We start from the raw sequence: 18,726 nt of genomic DNA, 5'->3' as shown, positions 1-18,726 counted from the left end.
GCAGCGTCAGATGTGTATAAGAGACAGCCTCCCTTGTGTACAGAGAGTACACGGCGGTCGTCCCGCCTAGCCCTGAACCCCAATAGCTCGTCGCAGCCCACCAAATGCGTGTTCACAGGCCCTGGGTTATTTCTTTTCTTTCGCACGCTTCTTCGCCTGCTTCAGGTGGCGGGAGCGCTCGATGCCGGCCATTTGTTTGGCACGCGCCGACTCGATCGCAGCATTGAGGGCACGCTGCCCCCAGAGCTTCAGCTGCTCGGCATCATTGATGATGTCCTGCGGCACTTCGTGATGATCGGTGGTGAGATCGAATGCGTTCGGGTACGGCTTGAACTGCTGCATGCCCCGCGCGACATAATCGTCGAGGTTGCTCTTATCGGTGTGCAGGTACAATTTCTCGCCCATCACGATGGCGAGCAAACGGTCGTCGATGAACACACCAACGCCACCGAATATCGCACGACTGGAAATTCGCCCGAGTGGCGCTAGTTGTTCTGCGACGTAACTGGCCAGGCTCGACTTGACCCGCATATCGAGCTACTCACTCTTCCTGATTGCTTCCAAGCAGCGCAGAGTTTACATCGCGAGCCCCGAGTGTAAACCCGAGATCGTCACCAGCTGGCGACACTGTGCGCCAGTCGACAGGGACCTGCTGGGAATTCCGTCAAAACGTGACGGAAACGAGGCGGGAAAATTTATACGGTGGCGCCGAGCCGAAGCAGATGCTGGCGAATTAAGTCACGCAATGGCGCGTGCAGCTGCGCATCGAATGCCGGCGCCTGCTGCCAGTCATAGCCCCAGGGATTGGCGGTACGCATCGGCTCCGGCTCATCCACAAAGCGTGGATGCACGTGAGCATGCAGGGCTGGCTCCACGTTTCCGAAAATCGCGTAATTGATCCGTAGCGCACCGGTTGCCGCCAGCACGGCGTCGCCCAGCAAGCCGAGCTCGGAAAGGAACACGTCACGTTCGGCACGTGCCAACGCGTTCAAGTGTGGAACAACGGGATCGGGCAGCAGCAGACAGTAACCCGTCAGCACCTGGCGCTGGCCCATCACCGCCCATCCCGAGCGCAGCCGTGCAACTACGGTGGGATCGTTGCCGGCGCGGCAGCTATCGACGAGGCGATGAATGGCGGTGCTCATTTGCGGAACACGAAATAGACCGCGCCCATCATGCATAGCGCCGCCCACAAGTAGTCGAGCTTGAGCGGCTGACGCATGTACAACATCACGAACGGTACGAACACGGTCAGCGTGATCACCTCTTGCAAGATTTTCAGCTGCGGCAACGTCATGACCGTGTAGCCGATGCGGTTGGCCGGCACTTGCAACAAATATTCGAACAGCGCGATGCCCCAGCTGACCAGCGCCGCGACGATCCAGGGCTTTTGATTCAGCTCCTTCAGGTGCGCGTACCACGCGAACGTCATGAACACGTTCGACAGGGTGAGCAGCACGATGGTGCGCAGAACGGGACTCATGCTTTGGGCACGTCGATCTTGCGCAGGCGCGGCGGCGACGCGCCGGTATCCCGCTGCAACACGAAATCGAATTCGTCGACCCGCGTGCACAGCTCGAAATCGCGTTCCGGCGCCCAGTCACAAGCCGGGTCGAAGAACTTCTGCGCGCTCGACGCCTGGCGCAGCCGCTCGCGAATGCCTGCGACCGGCATGGGCTCGCCGAGCAGACGTGAACGCAGCAACTCGGCGCAGATATCGTCCTCGTCGCTGTTCTCACGAGCTTCGTGGCCCATGCGAACGATCGTCACGACCGCGGGCTGCCGCGCTTGAAGATAGCGAACGATGGCGCCGGCGTTCACCAGTGCCCCGGTGAGGGTTTCGATCGAGCCTGGCACCGCAGTGAAGCCCTGCGTACCCGCGTGAGTGGTGTGGATGATGGTGCGGCCCGCGACATCGAGCTTTTCCAGGTCGCTGGGCGAGTTACCGCAGTCGAAGCCGGGTAACGGTCTGGCGTGGCGCTCGCCGATCAACAGCCAATCCGGGTGCTGACGCTTCAGTTCGCGCGCGTAATCGACTTCGGCGACAGGAATGATGGTCGCCGCCCCGCGCGAGAACGCGTAGGCGGCGACCGAGAAGGCACGAAACACATCGATGACGACCGCGATGCCTTCGGCGCTTTGCGCGCCGGCGACGTGGTCTACAACCCTGACCTGCACGCGGCGACCCCGTTCAGGCCCCCGCGCTCAGGCAGCGCGGCCTCGACCGCCGGCAGCCTTGCGCTGCAGGCGAACCACACGGCGCGCGTCGGCGGTCTCGTTCATCACGACGACCTTGGCGCGCTTGAAGAAGTTGAAGTCAGTGGCGCTGGCCCAGGTGTAGGCACCCATCATGCGGCCCACGACCAGATCGCCAACTTCCAGCTCCGGCAGCATGATGCAGTCGTCGATCACGTCGATGGAGTCGCAGGTCGGGCCTGCGAGCACGCTCTCGTGCAGCTCGCCGCCTTCGCGCAGCACCGACACCGGATACTTGGCGTGGTCGAACATCTGACCGCTGTACGAGCCGTAGAGACCGTCGTCCAGGTAATACCACCAGCGACCGTCACGCTTGGCCTTGCCCATCACCGACGACACGGCAATGGCGGCAGGCGCGGCGATGAAGCGGCCCGGCTCGGCGATCACACGCACGTGCGGCGGCAGCTTGGCCAGCGCGGCACGGATCGGACGGCAGAACTCCTCGATCGGCGTGACGCTATCGTTGTACGCGACCGGGAAACCGCCACCGATATCGAGCACGTCGAGCGACGGCAGCCCCGCCAGCACGGCTTCCGCCATGATATTGGTGCACGCCTGTACAGCTTCGACGTACTTCGCCGGGTCGGTCGCCTGCGAGCCGACGTGGAACGACAAACCTTTCACACGCACGCCGAGGCGGCGCGCCTGTTCGATCATGCCCAGCACGGCGCTCGGATCGCAGCCGAACTTCTTCGACAGGTCGACCACGGCATTCGGGCTGCGGAACGACACGCGGATCAGGATCTCGGCACGCTTGCGATAGCGCACGAACTTCTTCAGCTCGTCCGGATTGTCCGCAACGAACGTCGTGACGCCGTAACGGAGCGCGTCGCGAATGTCGCTGTCGCGCTTGATCGGGTGAGTATGAATGCAGCGGCTCGGAGCAATGCCCTGCTGCTTCACCAGCTCGACTTCGCCGGTGGTGGCGAGGTCGAAATATGCACCTTCATCGCGCAAGCACGACACCACCGCAGCGTGCGGCAGCGGCTTGAGCGCGTAGTGGAGATCCACACCCGGCAGCGCGGCCTTGAGCGCGCGGTACTGGCGGCGCACCTGCTCGCAGTCCACCACCAGCAGGGGCGAACCGAAACGGGCGACCAGCGCACGGATTTCGGTTTCCGTCAGCGTGGTGGAATCGAAGGAGTGAGCCGGAGAAACGGCGAGCGACTGCTTGGCTGCGCGGGGCAACACCTGTTGGGCACCTCTCAAAAAGCTGCGAACACTTAACCAACCAACAAGAGCGACAGGTTGCTTGAACGTCTGAAGCTCTCACAAGTTCTGGTCGAGCGGCACTGCAGCTTACGCGTGGTGCTCTCTTACACAGGCCGGCGCGAAATTTAGCAAAAATGTCCGCCGATGCAAGAAGCCCGTCACAGTTTTTATCCCGGCGGGCGAAAAAAATTTGGGACGCGCCAACCAACGCACGGCGACGTGCAGATCGCGCAGGCTCTTTTACGTAGGAAACGCAACCTGAGACGTGCCACGTTCACTCAGTCCTCGCCCGACGAGCGCCTGACGAACGTTGCATTTCGCTCAGAGGCGGCCTGACAGTTTCGAGAACTCGCCACATCCTAGCTTCCGTACACCACAAATGACCACCTCGACAGACACGCGCAGGGAACTGGAAGCGCTGCTGAAAAGCCGCGTGCCGCTCATCGTCATCGAAACGCGCGACGAGCCGCGCGCAGTCGCCCTGCTCGCCTCGCTGGCGCCGACGCTGGTCAGTAACGCGCACACGCCGGTGTTCCAGTGGACTGTCACGGAAGGTTTGCGCCGGCTAGACATTAGTTTGGCCGGCGCTCAGCAACACAATGCCGAGCCGGACATGGTGCTGAAATCCATGCGCTCCACGCCGACGGCAGGCGTGTACATCCTGCTCGACTTCCATCCATTTCTCGCCGATCCGGTCAACGTGCGCTTGCTGAAGGACATCTGTCAGGACTACGACCGCGTCGCTCGCACCGTCGTGCTGATCAGCCACGAGATCCAGCTGCCGCGCGAGCTCGACCATCTGTGCGCTCGGCTGCGCCTGGCATTTCCAGATCGGAACGAACGTCTCGGCATCGTCGAGCGCGTCGCTTCGGAGTGGTCGCGAACTTACGGTCAACGTGTAAAGACAGATCGCAAGTCTCTGGAACTGCTCGTAGAAAATCTCGGCGGACTGTCCACCGGCGACACCGAGCGTCTGGCGCGCAAAGTGATCTTCGACGACGGCGCGCTGCTGCCCACCGATCTGCCGGCGGTGATGCAGGCGAAATATGAATTGTTAAACCGCGGCGGCGTGCTCGCGTTCGAGTACGACACGGCGCAATTCGCCGACCTCGGCGGCATGACGCGGCTGAAGGAATGGCTGCGATTGCGGAAACCGGCCTTCGACGGCAGCGCGCCGAACCTCGAAGCGCCGAAGGGCGTGCTGCTGCTCGGCGTCCAGGGCTGCGGCAAGAGTGTCGCGGCGAAGGCTGCCGCCGGCATCTTCGGCGTACCCCTACTCCGCCTGGACTTCGCAGCCATCCACAACAAGTACATCGGCGAGTCGGAGCGCAATCTGCGCGAGTCGCTGAACACCGCAGACACGATGTCGCCGTGCGTGCTGTGGATCGACGAGATCGAGAAAGGCGTCTCCATTGGCGACGGCGACAACGGCACCTCGCGCCGTCTCCTCGGCACGTTCCTCACCTGGCTCGCGGAGAAAGAAAATGTCGCGAGTGTTCGTGGTAGCCACCGCGAACGACATCTCCTCGCTGCCGCCCGAGCTGGTACGAAAGGGACGTCTGGACGAGATTTTCTTCGTCGACCTCCCAAGCGCCGCGATCCGGGAAGACATTCTGCGAATCCACGCGAAGAAGCGGAGCCTCACAGTCGCCGACAACCATGTGCGGCAACTGGCCACGGCCTGCGACGGTTTCTCGGGCGCGGAGATCGAACAGGCCGTTGTGTCGGCTGTGTACGCCGCTCACGCCAGCGGCGCACCCGCCTCTGCCCAGCACATCCTCCAGGAGATCCGCGCCACGCGCCCGCTCTCCGTCACCATGGCGGAAAAGATCGCCGAACTGCGCTCGTGGGCCGCCGAGCGCACTGTGCCGGCGGACTAGGCCCTAGTAGCTGATCTCGCGCGCGCAGCGAACAAGATGAACACTCAGCTTCGTAACATCGGAGATGCCGGTGTCCGTGGCGACCAGCTGGCCAAAGAGTATTGGGTCAAAGGGGGTCTCGGTCGAAGACCAGTAAGACCCATGGCTGAGAAATCCCAAAGCGGCTAACGAATGGGCTGTGCCGACGCCGGCGATGCACGTGCCGGTGGGCGCGTCGAGCTGACAAGCCGCTGGCAGGTACCAGGTCCCGGCGGAGACGCCGCCACGAGTGCTGCTCGCGCACGAGCTCGCCGCGTAAGGGCCGTGGCCCAGGGCATTGACGATGGCGTCCGTATTGGCAGCGCCATTTATCAGGGATTGAGCCGCATACCCGACAGCGGTCCCGAACCCGCCCCACGGGGCGTCGGCCAGATTCGCGCTATCCAGAACAGTGGCCTCGGCCACCCCCACGACGAACACCAGATAGCCATCGACGGAAAACGCCAGCGCTGTGCTCGCGCCGGAAGAAACATTGTTGCCGACGATCTCGATCCCGCCTTGCGCGACATAAGGCTGCGTCGATGTGAAGGTCAACGTGCAGCTGCCCAACGGCGCCACCGACGTGCAGTTGCTAGCGTCCTGCGTCACCGCTGTCCATCCCGATGGCAAGGAAGCGCTCACGTTCTGAGCTGTGGTCGTGGTGCTGGTATTAGTCACGGTGAGCGAGACAGAGCCGCTGTTCACTGGGACGATCGCCCTCGCGTCCGCGGAGACCGTGGCCATCTGCGTCGTGCAGCTGACGCTGACGTTGGTGACATTCGACGTGCCCATGATGCCCGTGCCGTTGGAGACAACGCACGTTTGTCCGCCCGGCTGCGACGCTACGGTCACGTTGTAGGGGGCGCCGGCGGCGGTTGGCGTCGAGAACGTGAAGCTGCCGTCCGTGTTAAGGGTGAGACTGTCGGCGCCGTTGTTTTGCAACGTGGCTGAGCCTGACAGACCGGAGAGGGTGCCGCCCACGGTGTACGCGTTGGTCGCGCAGGTCACCGACACATTGGTGACGTTGCCAGCGCCGACCGTGCCGGAGCCGTTGCCAACAGTACACGTCTGAGTCGCTGGCTGAGCCAGCAAGGTGACCGAATACGGACTGCCGTGCGCGAGCGCTGTCGGGAACTGGAACGGGCCGTCGACGTTGAGGGTGAGCGTGTCGCCGCCGTTTACCTGCAGCTGGACGCTTCCGATCAAGCCGGCAACTGTGCCGCCGACGCGGTAAGTATTGGTCGAACAAACGACAGTGACGTTAGTGACATCGGCCGCGCCCATCGTGCCGACGCCGTTGCTGACGCTGCAGGTCTGCGTCGCCGGCTGAGTCTGCACGTTCACTGCAAACGTGGCGCCCGCCGCGACCGGCTTTGGGAATGTGAATGTGCCGTCGGTGCTGGTGGTAATCGTGTCGGTGCCGTTGCTCAGGACCAGCGTACCGATCAGGCCGGTGATGCCGCCGCCAACCAGATGCGTATTCGCTTCGCAGTTGACCGCGATATTCGTTACGTCGGCCGCACCGACGATCCCGCCGCCATCGCTCACCACGCAAGTGGAGCCCGCCGGCTGGCGATGCACGCTCACGTTGTAAGGCTGCCCGGCGCTCAGACGCGTTGGAAAAGCAAACGAACCGTCAGTTGTGACCTCGATGATTTCACCGCCGCTGCCTTGCAGCTCCACCGAGCCCACGAGGCCGGAAACCGTGCCGCCAATGGCGTGCGCGTCCGTCGCGCAGTTGACGAGGACGTTGTAGACCGTAGACGCGCCAACCGTGCCGGCGCCGTTCACGACAACGCACGTCTGCCGAACCGGCTGCGTGACGACGGTGACGGAATAGGACTGGCCCTCAGCCAGGCGCTGGTTGAAAACGAACGGACCGTTACTGGAAATTTGTTGGCGCTCTTCGCCGAGCGCGACAGTCACTGTGCCTGCGAGTCCGGCGACCGTACCGCCGACCGTGGTGATGAAGGGACCGGAACTGTATGAGCTCGAGGAGTCGAAACACCCGCTCAGCCCAAGCGCGAGCGCGCACACCGCCGAAAAACGAACCAACCGCATGACGACTCCGCCTAGACGCGAACGTCGCCACGCCTGAGTTCAAAGAATTTCCTGGGCGCGATTGTGCATAGCACTCGCCCGCGGGAATGTGAACGGAAGCGGATTATTCGTAGCGCGCGGCAGAAACGCCCCGCGCGCTGAGCTTACGTCGGCCCGCCCTCTTCGCCGAAGTCGGCGACCCAGGCGGCGATGTCTTGATCGTAGGTCACAATGTTTTCCGCGCTGGCCGAGCGGCGCAGGCGATCTCGCACGGCGTCCCACTTCTCACCTTCGGGGACTTCTTCGACCAGGATGATCTTCGCCGACGCCTTATCGAGCGTACGCAGATTCGCGTAGAGATTGCGCGCGTAAATCTCCGGCCGGATGCCCGCGTTGATCCACGTCATGAACGGGTTCGCCGTTCCCGGCGGGCGCTGGGCCAGCACCGCGACCTTCTCGTGGTTCGCCGTGAACTCGTTCATCACCGTTTCGAGCCGGCGGCTCGGCACGACGTTGACCGGTGTGGTCGGCGAATAATGTCGCGACGTTGAACCCGGCACGCGCGGCGCGCTCGGATTCGGGCCCATCTGAATCGTCGGCACCACCGCCTTGAGCTGCGAGAGGCTGATGCTTCCCGGGCGCAACACGCGCGGACCATCCGCGAGACAGCTGATGATCGTGGACTCGAGACCGACCTTGCAGTCGCCGCCATCGAGCACAAACTTCACATCGTCGCCGAACTCTTCCCGCACATGTTCCGCCCGCGTCGGGCTGACATGGCCATATTTGTTTGCCGACGGCGCAGCGATGCCGCCGCCGAACGCGTTGAGCAGTTGCTGCGCGACCGGATGATTCGGCACGCGAATCGCGACCGTATCCTGCCCGCCAGTAATCACATCGTTGACCGCCGGTGCCCGTTTCGCGACCAGCGTGAGCGGCCCCGGCCAGAATGCATCGGCGAGCTTCTTCGCCTCCGGCGTCATGTCGCGCACCCAGCGCTGCAGATAGCGCGGGTGATCGATGTGCACGATCACCGGGTGTGTCGACGGCCGACCTTTGACGCGGAAAATCTTACGCACCGCGTCCGGATTGTTGGCGTTCGCGCCCAGGCCGTACACCGTCTCGGTAGGAAACGCCACCAGCTCGCCGGCGCGCAGCGCTTCGACGGCTTCCTGGATCTCCTGTTGTAGAACTCGTCCTATAGCCATGGGGGGAATGATAGCAAGAGGGGCCCAGCCCGTTGGGCACACGCGACGGACGGTCTCATTCGAGCGCCGTCCGGATCCAGCCCTGCGCCGTCCGGCGCAGCTCGTAAGTCGGCCAGAAGCGCTTGTCGAGCTTCAGTGTCATGACTTCGACCGAGCCGTTCCAGGTCACAGTCCGCAGTCTGAGCGAACTGCGATCTTCGCGCCCGCTGACCGCCTGGATGAACTGATCCAAATCGGCGACAGGTTTGCCATCCACCTCGACGATGCGGCGGCCGGCCCACAGCTGATAACGCGTCGCTGGCGAGCCGTACGAGAAGTAGGCGACGAACACGCCGTTCGGATCGATGCCACGCTGCGCAGCGAGCGCACGGTGCGGCTTCTGCAGCACTGCGCCCGCCCACACCACGATGCGATCCAGGTCCCGGCCGCCGAGCGCCACCGTCGGCACCTCGATGACCTGCACGGCCTTGTCACGCCAGACGGTGACCCGCACCGACGGCTTCTGCACGCTTCGCTCCACCTCGCGGAAGCGATTCACGATGGTGCCATCGACATCCAGAATCAGATCGCCCGAGCGCAGCAGCCCGTCCGCGGGCGAGCCGCCGACCGTGCGCACCACACTCAGCACCTGACGGCGCTCGGGGCTGTGTTGTTCCAAACGACGGATCCAGTCGTCCGGCAGATCCTGCTTGCGGGCCGCGGCCAGCGGCACGGGCTGGAGCTCGGCTTCGAGCGAATGCAGGGGCCGGCCATCGCGCACTAGCGGCAACATTTCTTGCGCGAGTTCGGCAGAAATGCCGCGGTTCTCCTGCGCGATCTCACGACCCGCTTCGTACGCGAAGCTGGCCCACGTCGCGATCACGGCGCCGCTCTTGTCGACCAGCACGCCGTCGTAGTCCGACGGTCCATTCACCAGGGAAATGGTTTCCAGGTTCGACTCCCGGAACTGCAGGGTGCGCGACAGCGGGAACCCCACCGGGTCCACCGACGCGACCGTCGCCGAGCGCGACTGCACCTTGCCATCGACGCGCATGCCGACAGCCCACACCTCCTGGCCCGGCTGCACATCGACCGTTTTCAAGGTCGCCGCCTTGGCGGGCGTCGCGCCGATCAGCTTCGGGTCATACGAGATGACGGCGAGATTGTGCAACGGATGGATGTACTCGACGCGCCCCGGCACTTCGATCGAGCCGGCGAACGTGATGCGCACATCGCCCAACGGCGCCGGCACGGTGTTGCGATCGACGATCACCAGGCCGCGTTCCGCATCGACGATCAGGCCGGTGCCGTAATAGCTGCGCTCGGTGATACCCGACACCGAATACGGCATATCGAAGTTCACCAGCACCAGCGACGGCGCGAGCTTGTTGATCAGCGGATCGGAAGTCTTTGCAAAGGTCGTCGTGGCGGGCTCCGGGTTCTTCGCCAGGCCATCCTCACCCCACCGCGTGCACGGCCAGGTGCCCTGCTTGTCGTCGCGTTTGCAGACGCGTGCCGGGAACCAGCGGCGATCCATGCGAACGCTCCGCCACTGCGCGGTCTTGGGATCGTCGATCGTGAAGAAACGCAGCGTGACGCGCTGGCCGCCGCTGAGCTTTGACAGCACTTCCTCCAGATCGCCGAGACCGTTGATGGGCGTACCGCCGGCTTCACTGATGACGGCGCCGCGAGGCACGCCGGCTGCACCGAGCACGTAGCCCGGGTTGGCGACGTACACGCCTTTGATCGGAACATTGATGTGACGCGCCTGCTGCCAGGACAGGTTGTGAACGATGGCGTCGCCGAACTCGAGGAACTCATCCGGCATGACTTCATACATGTCCTGGATCGGCAGCTCGCGCTCCAATGTCTCGCCGCCGCGCTCGATGGACAGCTTCACGGTCTTGCCGACGTTGTCGTCGAGCGTTTTGGCGAGCAGCGAGAAATCCGCGGTGAGCTGGCCATTGATCCGCACCAGTACATCGCCCGGCTCGAGCACGTTCTCGGCGGCCGAGCCCCGCTGCACTTCGGACACGACCAGCATGCCCACAGTGTTCGGAAACTTCTTACGCACCTCGATCTCGGATTCATTACGCAGCCCCAGGCGACGCACTTCATCGAACGGCGTGTAACCAAACACCGTCTGCAGAGTGCCGCGAGCCACCGGCTTGCCCTTCTGAATCGCGTCCAGCGCGCGCGTCACGCGATCCAACGGCAGATAGAAACTCGATGCCGCAGCGTTGCTGCCGCCCGCGTTGAGCGCGAGCACGCGACCGTCGATATCGATCACTGGCGAGCCGGACGAACCGCCCGAGGTGCTCGACGCTGCCTGGAAATAGAAGGTGTTGAAGTCGTTGTACTTGCCGAGACCGTAGTTCGGCGCCTCGCGATCCAGGCGCGCGAGCGTGCCGGCGAGAATCGACAGCTGTTCACCGGCGTCGTTGCCGATGACCCGAATCTCACGACCGACCTGAGCACCCTGCGGGTACAGCTTCAATTCGGTCGGCTTGATGAAACGCAGCTTGGACGGGTCGTACCGATAGAAGCCGAAGTCGTGCACCGGGTCGCGATACACCGGATACAGCGTGACTTCCTCACGATTCAGAAACACCGCGGTGGCCGTCACCGGCCCCGGCGTTACAACGTGACGATTGGTGAGAATCAGACCACGCTCGGCGTCGACGACGAAGCCGGTCGCCTGGCTCGACATATTCCACTCGGTGTCGAACGCGCGGGTTAAATCGACCTGGATGGTGACGACACCGCTGGCGACGCGCTCCAGCGTCCGGGTCCAGCGTGAATCTTCGACATCGGCAACCGGGACGGCGGCCGATGGCACCGGCGCAACCCCTGAGGGGGATCCCGCCTCCTGGGAATGCGAAGGCAGGCAAGCAAGCAGCAGCAGTCCGGCAACGGCAAGAGTTCTATGCATGAGTGAACCGCGTTCGAGGCTGTAAGGAGCCGCGAGCGAGGATTCACGGGAGCGGGCCGGTCAGCCCAGCAGCAGGAACCCCCAGATCACGACCAGGACGCCGAAGGATAGCAGTACGGCGGTCGAGCCGACGTCTTTGGCCAGGCCGGATAGCTCGTGGCGCTCCAGGCCGATGCGGTCGACGACGGTCTCGATGCCAGTGTTCAGCAGTTCCACTACCAGCACTATGAGCACCGAGCTGATCAGCAGGGCCTTTTCTACTGGGTTCTTACCGAGGTAAGCCCCTAGCGGCAGTAAGACCACCGCCAGGGCCACCTCTTGTCTGAATGCCGCCTCAGAGCGGAATGCGCCCCGAAAACCCTTCCATGAATTGACGAATGCGAGCAGGAGCCGGCGCATGCCGGCCAGCTTGGGGCGCTCAGTCGGACTCATTCAGTGTTTCTCATTCCGTAGGTCAGATCGAGTTGCTTGGCGGCGCGCACGTCGTCGAGACGGCGAACCGGCAAATTATAAGGAGCGCCCTTGACCTTGGCTGCATCCTGCTCGGCCTCGGCCTGGATCGCGATCAAGGCGTCGACGAAGCCATCCAGCTCCTCCTTGGCCTCGGTCTCGGTGGGCTCGATCAGCAGGCACTCCGGCACCAGCAGGGGGAAGTACGTGGTCGGTGCATGGTAGCCGTAGTCGAGCAGGCGCTTGGCAAAGTCCATCGCATTCACGCCCAGCTCCTTGGCCTGGCGCTTCATGGTGATGATGAACTCGTGGCTGGCGCGACGCTCCGGATACGCCGCATCGAAGCCCGCCTTCTTCAATCGGGCCAACAGATAGTTGGCGTTGAGCGCCGAGAATTCCGCGACGCGATGCATGCCTTCGCGGCCGAGCATGCGCATATAAACATACGCACGCAGCAGCACGCCGGCGTTGCCCATGAACGCGGACAGACGGCCGATGGTCTGCGGCACGTCCTTTTCATCCAGCCAGCGATAGCTATCGCCTTCCTTGCCCACGGTAGGAATGGGCAGGAACGGCAGCAGACGCTGACCCACGCCGACCGCACCCGAGCCCGGACCGCCGCCGCCGTGCGGCGTCGAGAAGGTCTTGTGCAGGTTCATGTGGATCACGTCGAAGCCCATGTCGCCCGGACGCACCTTGCCGAGAATGGCGTTGAGGTTGGCGCCGTCGTAATACAGCAGGCCGCCGGCGTCGTGCACCAGCTTGGCGACCTCTTGAATGCGACGTTCGAACACGCCCAGGGTCGACGGATTGGTCAACATGATGCCCGCCGTCTTCGGACCGAGCGCCGCCTTCAATGCATCGATATCGATGTCGCCATTCGGCAGCGACGGAATTTCGACCACCGTGCAGCCACACATGGTCGCGGTCGCCGGATTGGTACCGTGCGCAGCGTCCGGAACGATGATCTCGGTACGCTCCAGATCATTTCGTGCGCGGTGATACGCACGAATCATCGCCACGCCGGCGAATTCACCTTGCGCGCCCGCCATCGGCGTGAGCGACACGCCTTTCATGCCCGTCACTTCCTTCAACATCTCCTGCAATTCATACATGCAGGAGAGGAAGCCCTGGCTGGCCGAATTCGGCGCCAGCGGATGACGGCCGAGGAACTCGGGCAACATCGCGAACGCATTACACGCGCGCGGGTTGTACTTCATCGTGCACGAGCCGAGCGGATAGAAATGCGTGTCGATGGAAAAGTTCAGCTGCGACAGCCGGGTGAAGTGACGCACCGCCTGCAGCTCGGATACTTCCGGCAGCGCCGCGCGCTTGCGACGACGAAACTTCTCCGGCACCTCGGCGGTAGCTCCTTGCGGATACTGACCGACAGCGCTGCGCCCGGCGCGCGAATGTTTGAAGATCAACGGTTCGGTGATGTGGCTCACGGCTTGCGCTCCAGGACGTCGGCCAAAATATCGGCAAGAGCTGCGGCATACTGATCCAAGTCCGCATCGGTGCGCATCTCCGTCGCACACACCAGCAGCGCATTGCCCAGCTCGGGATAGAGTTTCGACAAATCCAATCCACCGACGATATTGCGTTTGGCCAAGGCGTCGAGCACATCGCTCACCTTGGTCGGCAGCTGTAACACAGCTTCATGAAAACGGTAACCGTCGAACACGATTTTCACGCCGGGTATGCGTGCGAGCCGTTCGACCAGCTTGCTCGTCTGCCGTTGTGAAGTCGCCGCCACGGATTCCAGGCCCGCCGCGCCGAGCAGCGACATATGGATCGTTGCCGCCGTCACCAGCAGACCCTGGTTGGTGCAGATGTTGGAAGTCGCCTTGCTGCGGCGAATATGCTGTTCGCGCGCCTGCAGCGTCAGCGTGAAGCCCTGCTTGCCATCGAGATCGACGGTGCGACCGATGATTCGTCCCGGCATCTGACGCACATGCTCCATGCGCGTGGTCATGAAGCCGAAGTACGGACCGCCCGAAGACAGCGGCACACCCAGCGGCTGACCGTCACCGACGACGATGTCGACACCCTTCGTGCCCCACTCGCCCGGTGGCTTGAACAACGCCAGCGACAACGGATTCACGACCGCGATCACCAGCGCGTTGTTGGCATGCGCCCAGTCGGTGATCGCATCGACGTCTTCCATCAAGCCGAAGAAATTCGGCTGCTGGATCACAACGGCGGTGATGTCCTCGCCCTTGAGCGCTTCCAGCTTCGAGAACTGCAGCGTGCCCTTGCCCGGCTCATACGGCAGCACCGTGAAGTTGAGGTTCTGACCTTCGACGACCGCGCGCGACACGGACAGATACGTCGGATTCAATGTCGACGGCACGACGATGCGAGCCGACTTCGATCTGCGATGCGCACGCACCGACATCAAGCAAGCCTCGGCCAGTGCCGATGCGCCGTCATAGAGCGACGCGTTCGAGACTTCCATGCCCGTCAGGCTGCTCATCATGGTCTGGTATTCGTACAGCAGCTGCAGCGTGCCCTGGCTCGCTTCCGCCTGATACGGCGTGTACGCGCTGTAGAACTCGCCACGCGTGACGATCGCCCAGACCGCCGCGGGAATGTGATGCTCATAAGCGCCGGCGCCCAGGAAGTTCAGCGGGCGACCGTCTTGCGACGCGCGCTGCTGCATGAGGCGCCCGACTTCCATCTCGCTCAGTGCGTCAGGAATCGCGGCGAGCGATTTGATCCGCAGCGCCGCCGGGATTTCGTCGAACAGCGCATCGATGCTCGGCGCGCCGATGGCGGCCAGCATTTCGCTGATCTCTGTTTCGGTGTGAGGAATGAACGGCATGGCGGCACTCAGTGGGCGGCGTCAGCGACGACCTTCTCGTAGGCCTTGGCATCGAGCAGCTGTTGCAGCTCGCTGTCGTTGCTCGGCTTGAGCTTGAACAACCAGCCGGCGCCATACGGATCGCTGTTGACCAGCTCGGGCGAGCCGCTCAACGCATCGTTCGCGGCGATCACTTCGCCGGACAGCGGGCTGTAGACGTCGGAGGCGGCCTTGACCGACTCGACCACGGCGGCGGCGCCGCCCTTGCTCAGCGACTTGCCCACTTCCGGCACCTCGACGAACACCAGATCGCCCAGCGCGCCCTGCGCATGATCGGAAATGCCGATGGTGACGGTGCCGTCGCTCTCAACGCGCGCCCACTCGTGGGAGTCCAGATATTTCAGGTCGGCAGGAATGTTCGACATGGCGGAAATCCTAGAAGTGACTGATGAATGTTGACTGATGACTGGAGGAATCAGGAAACCAGCGGCTTGCCGTTGCGCACGAACGGATATTTCACGACGCGTGCGGGCAGCAACTTGCCGCGAATGTCGACTTCGACGCGCTCGCCCGTCGCCACCGGCACGCGCGCGAAGCCGATGGATTTCTCCATGGTCGGCGAGAACGTGCCGCTGGTGAGCTCGCCGTCACCGGCTGGGGTCGCGACGCGTTGATGACCGCGGAGCACGCCGCGATCGTCGAGAATCAGACCGACGAGCTTGCGCTTCAGGCCCGCGGCGCGCTGTGCTTCGAGCGCGGCACGACCGACGAAATCGCGCTCCGGCGGATCGAATGCAACGGTCCAGGTCAGGCCCGATTCGAGCGGCGACAGGTTTTCATCCATGTCGTTGCCATACAGGTTCATGCCTGCTTCCAGCCGCAGCGTGTCTCGCGCACCCAGACCGCACTGCGCGACCCCGGCCGCCTTCAGATCGCTCCAGAACTTCGGCGCCTCTGCGACCGGCAACATGACTTCCCAACCATCCTCGCCCGTGTAGCCGGTCCGAGAGATGAAATATTGACCGAACTCACGGCCCGCAAACGCCTTCACTTGTAGCGCTTCGTCGGCGTACTGACCGACCAGTGTCGCGGCCTTGGCGCGAGCATTCGGACCTTGCACAGCGATCATCGCCAGATCGGTACGCGGCTTGATGTCGACGCCGAACTGGTCGGAGAAGCGCTGCAGCCACGCGATGTCTTTATCGCGTGTGCCGGCGTTCACCACGAGGCGGAACCACGATTCGTCGATGAAATAGACAATGAGGTCGTCGACCACGCCGCCGCTCTCGTTGAGCATGCAGCTGTACAGTGCCTTGCCCGAGTCCTTCAGCTTGGCAACGTCGTTGGCCAGCAAATATCGCAGGTAGTCACGCACGCGCGCGCCGGTGACATCCGCGATGAGCATGTGGGAAACGTCGAACATGCCGGCATCGCGACGGACCGCGTGATGCTCTTCGATCTGGGAGCCGTAGTTGACCGGCATGTCCCAGCCGCCGAAATCGACCATGCGGGCGCCAGCGGCGACATGGGTGTCGTAAAGAGGAGTCTTGAAGCCCATCGAATGCTCCGGGATTTGGCCAGTGTAAAGGTCAGCGCCGAACGCCTAGCGTTCAACGCCCCTCTGTCCTGTGACCTGAGAGATCCGGTACCGGCCTGCTGACCGCGCACCTCTCCCCTTCGGTGAACTGCCGACGGCCCGGCACAATGGCCGCAAGCACTGTCGCAGTTTCTCTCCAGAGCCCGCCGAGCGCTGGGCGGAGTTCCGCCCGAGCCACTTGCACGCCGTTCATTTGCCTGAGCGTTTCCGGGCGGTTGCGCCTTCGGCGGCGGGGTCGATCCCGCTCTCTCCGGCCGTGCCTTGCGATGGGTGCGTATATGGTAGCCGAAGCCAGCGATTCGTGTGCGAAGCGTTACAATAACCGCCTCTATGCGCCCTACCCGACGTCACTCCATCCCCGTTCGTATCGGCTCCGTCACTGTCGGCGGCCCCGCGCCGGTCGTCGTGCAATCGATGACCAACACCGACACCGCCGATATCGAGTCCACCACCCAACAGGTCAAAGCCCTGGCGCGCGCCGGCTCCGAGCTGGTACGCGTCACCGTCAATACCGACGAGGCCGCCGCCGCCGTGCCGCACATTCGCGACCGGCTCGCCCAGGTGGGCGTGCACGTGCCCATCGTTGGCGACTTTCATTTCAACGGCCACAAGCTGCTCAAGGCTCACCCTGCCTGCGCCGAGGCGTTGGCGAAATACCGTATCAACCCCGGCAATGTCGGCCGCGGCAGCAAGCGCGACCCGCAATTCGCCGAAATGATCGAAGTCGCCATCCGCAACGACAAGCCAGTGCGCATCGGCGTGAACTGGGGCAGCCTGGATCAGGACCTGCTGACGCGCCTGATGGACGAGAACTCCAAGTCCGCCGAGCCGATGGACGCCCGCGATGTCACGCGCGAGGCATTGGTGGTCTCGGCACTGGAATCCGCAAAGCGCGCCGAAGAGCTGGGCCTGGGCTCCGATCGCATCGTGATCTCGTGCAAGGTCAGCGGCGTGCAGGATCTGATCTCGGTGTATCGCAATCTGGCGAAGCGCTGCGACTACGCGCTGCACCTCGGTCTGACCGAAGCCGGCATGGGCTCCAAAGGGATCGTCGCTTCCACCGCCGGCATGGCCGTGCTGCTGCAGGAAGGAATTGGCGACACGATTCGCGTGTCGCTGACCCCCGAGCCCGGCGGCGATCGCACTCAGGAAGTGATCGTCGCGCAGGAAATTCTGCAAACCATGGGGCTGCGCTCGTTCATGCCCATGGTGGTCGCCTGCCCTGGCTGTGGTCGCACCACATCCACGTATTTCCAGGAGCTCGCCCAGAAGATCCAATCTCACATCCGTCACCAGATGCCGGAATGGCGCAAGCAATACGTCGGCGTCGAAGACATGACCGTCGCCGTCATGGGCTGCGTCGTCAACGGCCCCGGCGAAAGCAAGCACGCCAATATCGGCATCAGCCTGCCCGGCACCGGCGAACGCCCGGTCGCTCCCGTGTATGTGGACGGTGAGAAGGGCCCGACCCTCAAGGGCGAGCACATCGCCGAAGAATTTCAGTCGCTGGTCGAGGACTACATCGCCAAGACCTACGCGCGGAGAGAAACAGCATGACCTCACTTGCCGAACAACGCTGCAAACCTTGCGAAGGCGGCGTCGCCCCGATGACCCTCGAGGAAGCGCAGGGCCTGATGAAACAGGTCAGCGATGCCTGGAAACTCGCGCCCGATGGCCGCAGCATCCGCGGCGAATGGAAGTTCCGTAACTTCTATCACACCATGAGTTTCGTGAACGCCGTCGCCCACATCGCCAACGCCGAAGACCACCATCCCGATATGGAAGTCGGCTATGGCTATTGCCGCATGATCTTCAACACGCACGCCATTGGCGGGCTGTCGCAGAACGATTTCATCTGCGCCGCCAAGGTGGACGCCTTGCCCCGCACCTAGCCGGAGAAACTCACATGCGCCGCGCTACGTTAGGTCGACTCGTTCAGCACCTGCGTATCTGGGCGGCATGTACCGCTGCCCTCCTGTACGTCACGCCCGCTGCGGCAGTCTCGGTGACGGCGCTGTCCTATGACCCGGCCAAAGACCAGCTGGTCATGACCATCGCCTACCGCGGCACGAATGCGGATCATCAGTTCAACGTGCAATGGGACGCGTGCAAGCGGCTCGACGATGAGCGGCAGCAGATTCTTGGATTGCTGGTGGACAGTCAGCCCGATGACCACGCCCGCCAGGAATTCACCAGGCCGATGCGCATCGACATGCGGGACTTCAGCTGCCGGCCGGCGAAGGTGACGATCAGAACGTCGGCGGGATTCTTCGCATCGGTGGATGTGCCGGCGCCGAAAAGCAAATGGTCGCCGCCTCAGCCTGCTGCGGAGTCTCGAAACGCGCCTTGAG

At 63.3% G+C, this 18,726-nt stretch carries 17 protein-coding genes, 1 pseudogene and 2 riboswitches; of the genes and pseudogenes, 5 read left to right on the top strand and 13 right to left on the bottom strand.

The annotated features are described in order from the left end of the window. Positions 1–126 precede the first annotated feature (126 nt). The 5 genes from D0550_RS25765 to D0550_RS25745 all read right to left on the bottom strand — a co-directional run bounded on the left by D0550_RS25765 (position 127) and on the right by D0550_RS25745 (position 3,444). Entirely contained in the window at positions 127–531 is a 405-nt protein-coding gene (locus D0550_RS25765) for a TfoX/Sxy family protein (RefSeq protein ID WP_116812071.1), read from the bottom strand. A 164-nt stretch (positions 532–695) separates the two neighbouring features. Beyond that, complete coding sequence (locus D0550_RS25760) at positions 696–1,145, bottom strand: HIT family protein (RefSeq protein WP_116812070.1); 450 nt, start codon at positions 1,143–1,145, stop codon at positions 696–698. Further along, the gene (locus D0550_RS25755) at positions 1,142–1,483 is read right to left on the bottom strand and encodes a DMT family protein (RefSeq protein ID WP_116812069.1); all 342 of its coding nucleotides are present in this window, start codon (positions 1,481–1,483) and stop codon (positions 1,142–1,144) included. Before D0550_RS25755 ends, D0550_RS25760 begins: the two co-directional genes overlap by 4 nt. Next, on the bottom strand, positions 1,480–2,178 hold the full coding sequence (locus tag D0550_RS25750) for a 2-phosphosulfolactate phosphatase (RefSeq protein ID WP_116812068.1): 699 nt from the start codon (positions 2,176–2,178) through the stop codon (positions 1,480–1,482). Before D0550_RS25750 ends, D0550_RS25755 begins: the two co-directional genes overlap by 4 nt. A gap of 27 nt (positions 2,179–2,205) precedes the next feature. After that, complete coding sequence (locus D0550_RS25745) at positions 2,206–3,444, bottom strand: type III PLP-dependent enzyme (RefSeq protein WP_414717342.1); 1,239 nt, start codon at positions 3,442–3,444, stop codon at positions 2,206–2,208. Between the two features lie 403 nt (positions 3,445–3,847). Between D0550_RS25745 and D0550_RS25740 the strand changes: the two are divergent. Continuing rightward, a pseudogene (locus tag D0550_RS25740) lies at positions 3,848–4,991 on the top strand (AAA family ATPase); the annotation flags it as partial. Continuing rightward, positions 4,968–5,348 (top strand): hypothetical protein, encoded by a 381-nt coding sequence (locus D0550_RS37350; RefSeq protein ID WP_479687847.1) that lies wholly within the window; start codon positions 4,968–4,970, stop codon positions 5,346–5,348. The pseudogene D0550_RS25740 and the gene D0550_RS37350, both read left to right, overlap by 24 nt. 3 nt (positions 5,349–5,351) lie before the next feature. Here D0550_RS37350 and D0550_RS25735 read toward each other — a convergent pair whose 3' ends face one another. The 8 genes from D0550_RS25735 to gcvT all read right to left on the bottom strand — a co-directional run bounded on the left by D0550_RS25735 (position 5,352) and on the right by gcvT (position 16,336). Further along, positions 5,352–7,427 carry a DUF4369 domain-containing protein gene (locus D0550_RS25735; protein WP_116812067.1) on the bottom strand — a complete coding sequence of 692 codons (2,076 nt, stop codon included), beginning with the start codon at positions 7,425–7,427 and terminating at the stop codon, positions 5,352–5,354. Between the two features lie 143 nt (positions 7,428–7,570). After that, on the bottom strand, positions 7,571–8,614 hold the full coding sequence (locus D0550_RS25730) for an L-threonylcarbamoyladenylate synthase (protein ID WP_116812066.1): 1,044 nt from the start codon (positions 8,612–8,614) through the stop codon (positions 7,571–7,573). A gap of 55 nt (positions 8,615–8,669) precedes the next feature. Further along, entirely contained in the window at positions 8,670–11,525 is a 2,856-nt protein-coding gene (locus D0550_RS25725) for a trypsin-like peptidase domain-containing protein (RefSeq protein ID WP_116812065.1), read from the bottom strand. Between the two features lie 60 nt (positions 11,526–11,585). Then, complete coding sequence (locus D0550_RS25720; protein ID WP_116812064.1) at positions 11,586–11,957, bottom strand: diacylglycerol kinase; 372 nt, start codon at positions 11,955–11,957, stop codon at positions 11,586–11,588. Next, the gene (gene gcvPB, locus D0550_RS25715) at positions 11,954–13,414 is read right to left on the bottom strand and encodes an aminomethyl-transferring glycine dehydrogenase subunit GcvPB (RefSeq protein WP_116812073.1); all 1,461 of its coding nucleotides are present in this window, start codon (positions 13,412–13,414) and stop codon (positions 11,954–11,956) included. Before gcvPB ends, D0550_RS25720 begins: the two co-directional genes overlap by 4 nt. A gap of 5 nt (positions 13,415–13,419) precedes the next feature. After that, positions 13,420–14,799 carry an aminomethyl-transferring glycine dehydrogenase subunit GcvPA gene (gene gcvPA, locus D0550_RS25710; RefSeq protein ID WP_116812063.1) on the bottom strand — a complete coding sequence of 460 codons (1,380 nt, stop codon included), beginning with the start codon at positions 14,797–14,799 and terminating at the stop codon, positions 13,420–13,422. 8 nt (positions 14,800–14,807) lie between these two features. Continuing rightward, positions 14,808–15,203: a glycine cleavage system protein GcvH gene (gene gcvH, locus D0550_RS25705; RefSeq protein ID WP_116812062.1), complete on the bottom strand. Its 396-nt coding sequence runs from the start codon at positions 15,201–15,203 to the stop codon at positions 14,808–14,810. A 50-nt stretch (positions 15,204–15,253) separates the two neighbouring features. Continuing rightward, the gene (gene gcvT / locus D0550_RS25700; RefSeq protein WP_116812061.1) at positions 15,254–16,336 is read right to left on the bottom strand and encodes a glycine cleavage system aminomethyltransferase GcvT; all 1,083 of its coding nucleotides are present in this window, start codon (positions 16,334–16,336) and stop codon (positions 15,254–15,256) included. 53 nt (positions 16,337–16,389) lie between these two features. Beyond that, positions 16,390–16,525: riboswitch (glycine riboswitch) on the bottom strand. A 26-nt stretch (positions 16,526–16,551) separates the two neighbouring features. Next, positions 16,552–16,639, bottom strand: a riboswitch (glycine riboswitch). 66 nt (positions 16,640–16,705) lie between these two features. On the opposite strand from gcvT, the gene ispG reads away from it, so the two are divergent. Genes ispG through D0550_RS25685 form a run of 3 tightly spaced genes read left to right on the top strand, consistent with a single transcriptional unit; the run spans position 16,706 to position 18,725 of the window. Further along, on the top strand, positions 16,706–17,932 hold the full coding sequence (ispG, locus tag D0550_RS25695; RefSeq protein ID WP_116812060.1) for a flavodoxin-dependent (E)-4-hydroxy-3-methylbut-2-enyl-diphosphate synthase: 1,227 nt from the start codon (positions 16,706–16,708) through the stop codon (positions 17,930–17,932). Then, positions 17,929–18,267, top strand: a complete 339-nt coding sequence (locus D0550_RS25690) for a 4a-hydroxytetrahydrobiopterin dehydratase (RefSeq protein ID WP_116812059.1) — start codon at positions 17,929–17,931, stop codon at positions 18,265–18,267. The genes ispG and D0550_RS25690 overlap by 4 nt, the downstream gene beginning before the upstream one ends. A 14-nt stretch (positions 18,268–18,281) precedes the next feature. Then, a complete protein-coding gene (locus D0550_RS25685; RefSeq protein WP_116812058.1) occupies positions 18,282–18,725 on the top strand; it encodes a hypothetical protein in 444 nt (147 codons plus the stop codon). The last annotated feature ends 1 nt before the right edge of the window (position 18,726 follow it).

This window comes from Steroidobacter cummioxidans (genome assembly GCF_003104955.1).
The sequence above is the reverse complement of the archived record's forward strand: the minus strand, read 5'-3'. Positions and strand labels throughout refer to the sequence as shown.

Excerpts from the sequence above, each read along its gene's own strand:
- D0550_RS25765 (WP_116812071.1), bottom strand. The coding sequence starts at position 531 with ATGCGGGTCAAGTCGAGCCTGGCCAGTTACGTCGCAGAACAACTAGCG.
- D0550_RS25760 (WP_116812070.1), bottom strand. The coding sequence starts at position 1,145 with ATGAGCACCGCCATTCATCGCCTCGTCGATAGCTGCCGCGCCGGCAAC.
- D0550_RS25755 (WP_116812069.1), bottom strand. The coding sequence starts at position 1,483 with ATGAGTCCCGTTCTGCGCACCATCGTGCTGCTCACCCTGTCGAACGTG.
- D0550_RS25735 (WP_116812067.1), bottom strand. The coding sequence starts at position 7,427 with ATGCGGTTGGTTCGTTTTTCGGCGGTGTGCGCGCTCGCGCTTGGGCTG.
- D0550_RS25730 (WP_116812066.1), bottom strand. The coding sequence starts at position 8,614 with ATGGCTATAGGACGAGTTCTACAACAGGAGATCCAGGAAGCCGTCGAA.
- D0550_RS25725 (WP_116812065.1), bottom strand. The coding sequence starts at position 11,525 with ATGCATAGAACTCTTGCCGTTGCCGGACTGCTGCTGCTTGCTTGCCTG.
- D0550_RS25720 (WP_116812064.1), bottom strand. The coding sequence starts at position 11,957 with ATGAGTCCGACTGAGCGCCCCAAGCTGGCCGGCATGCGCCGGCTCCTG.
- gcvPA (WP_116812063.1), bottom strand. The coding sequence starts at position 14,799 with ATGCCGTTCATTCCTCACACCGAAACAGAGATCAGCGAAATGCTGGCC.
- gcvH (WP_116812062.1), bottom strand. The coding sequence starts at position 15,203 with ATGTCGAACATTCCTGCCGACCTGAAATATCTGGACTCCCACGAGTGG.
- gcvT (WP_116812061.1), bottom strand. The coding sequence starts at position 16,336 with ATGGGCTTCAAGACTCCTCTTTACGACACCCATGTCGCCGCTGGCGCC.
- ispG (WP_116812060.1), top strand. The coding sequence starts at position 16,706 with ATGCGCCCTACCCGACGTCACTCCATCCCCGTTCGTATCGGCTCCGTC.
- D0550_RS25690 (WP_116812059.1), top strand. The coding sequence starts at position 17,929 with ATGACCTCACTTGCCGAACAACGCTGCAAACCTTGCGAAGGCGGCGTC.
- D0550_RS25685 (WP_116812058.1), top strand. The coding sequence starts at position 18,282 with ATGCGCCGCGCTACGTTAGGTCGACTCGTTCAGCACCTGCGTATCTGG.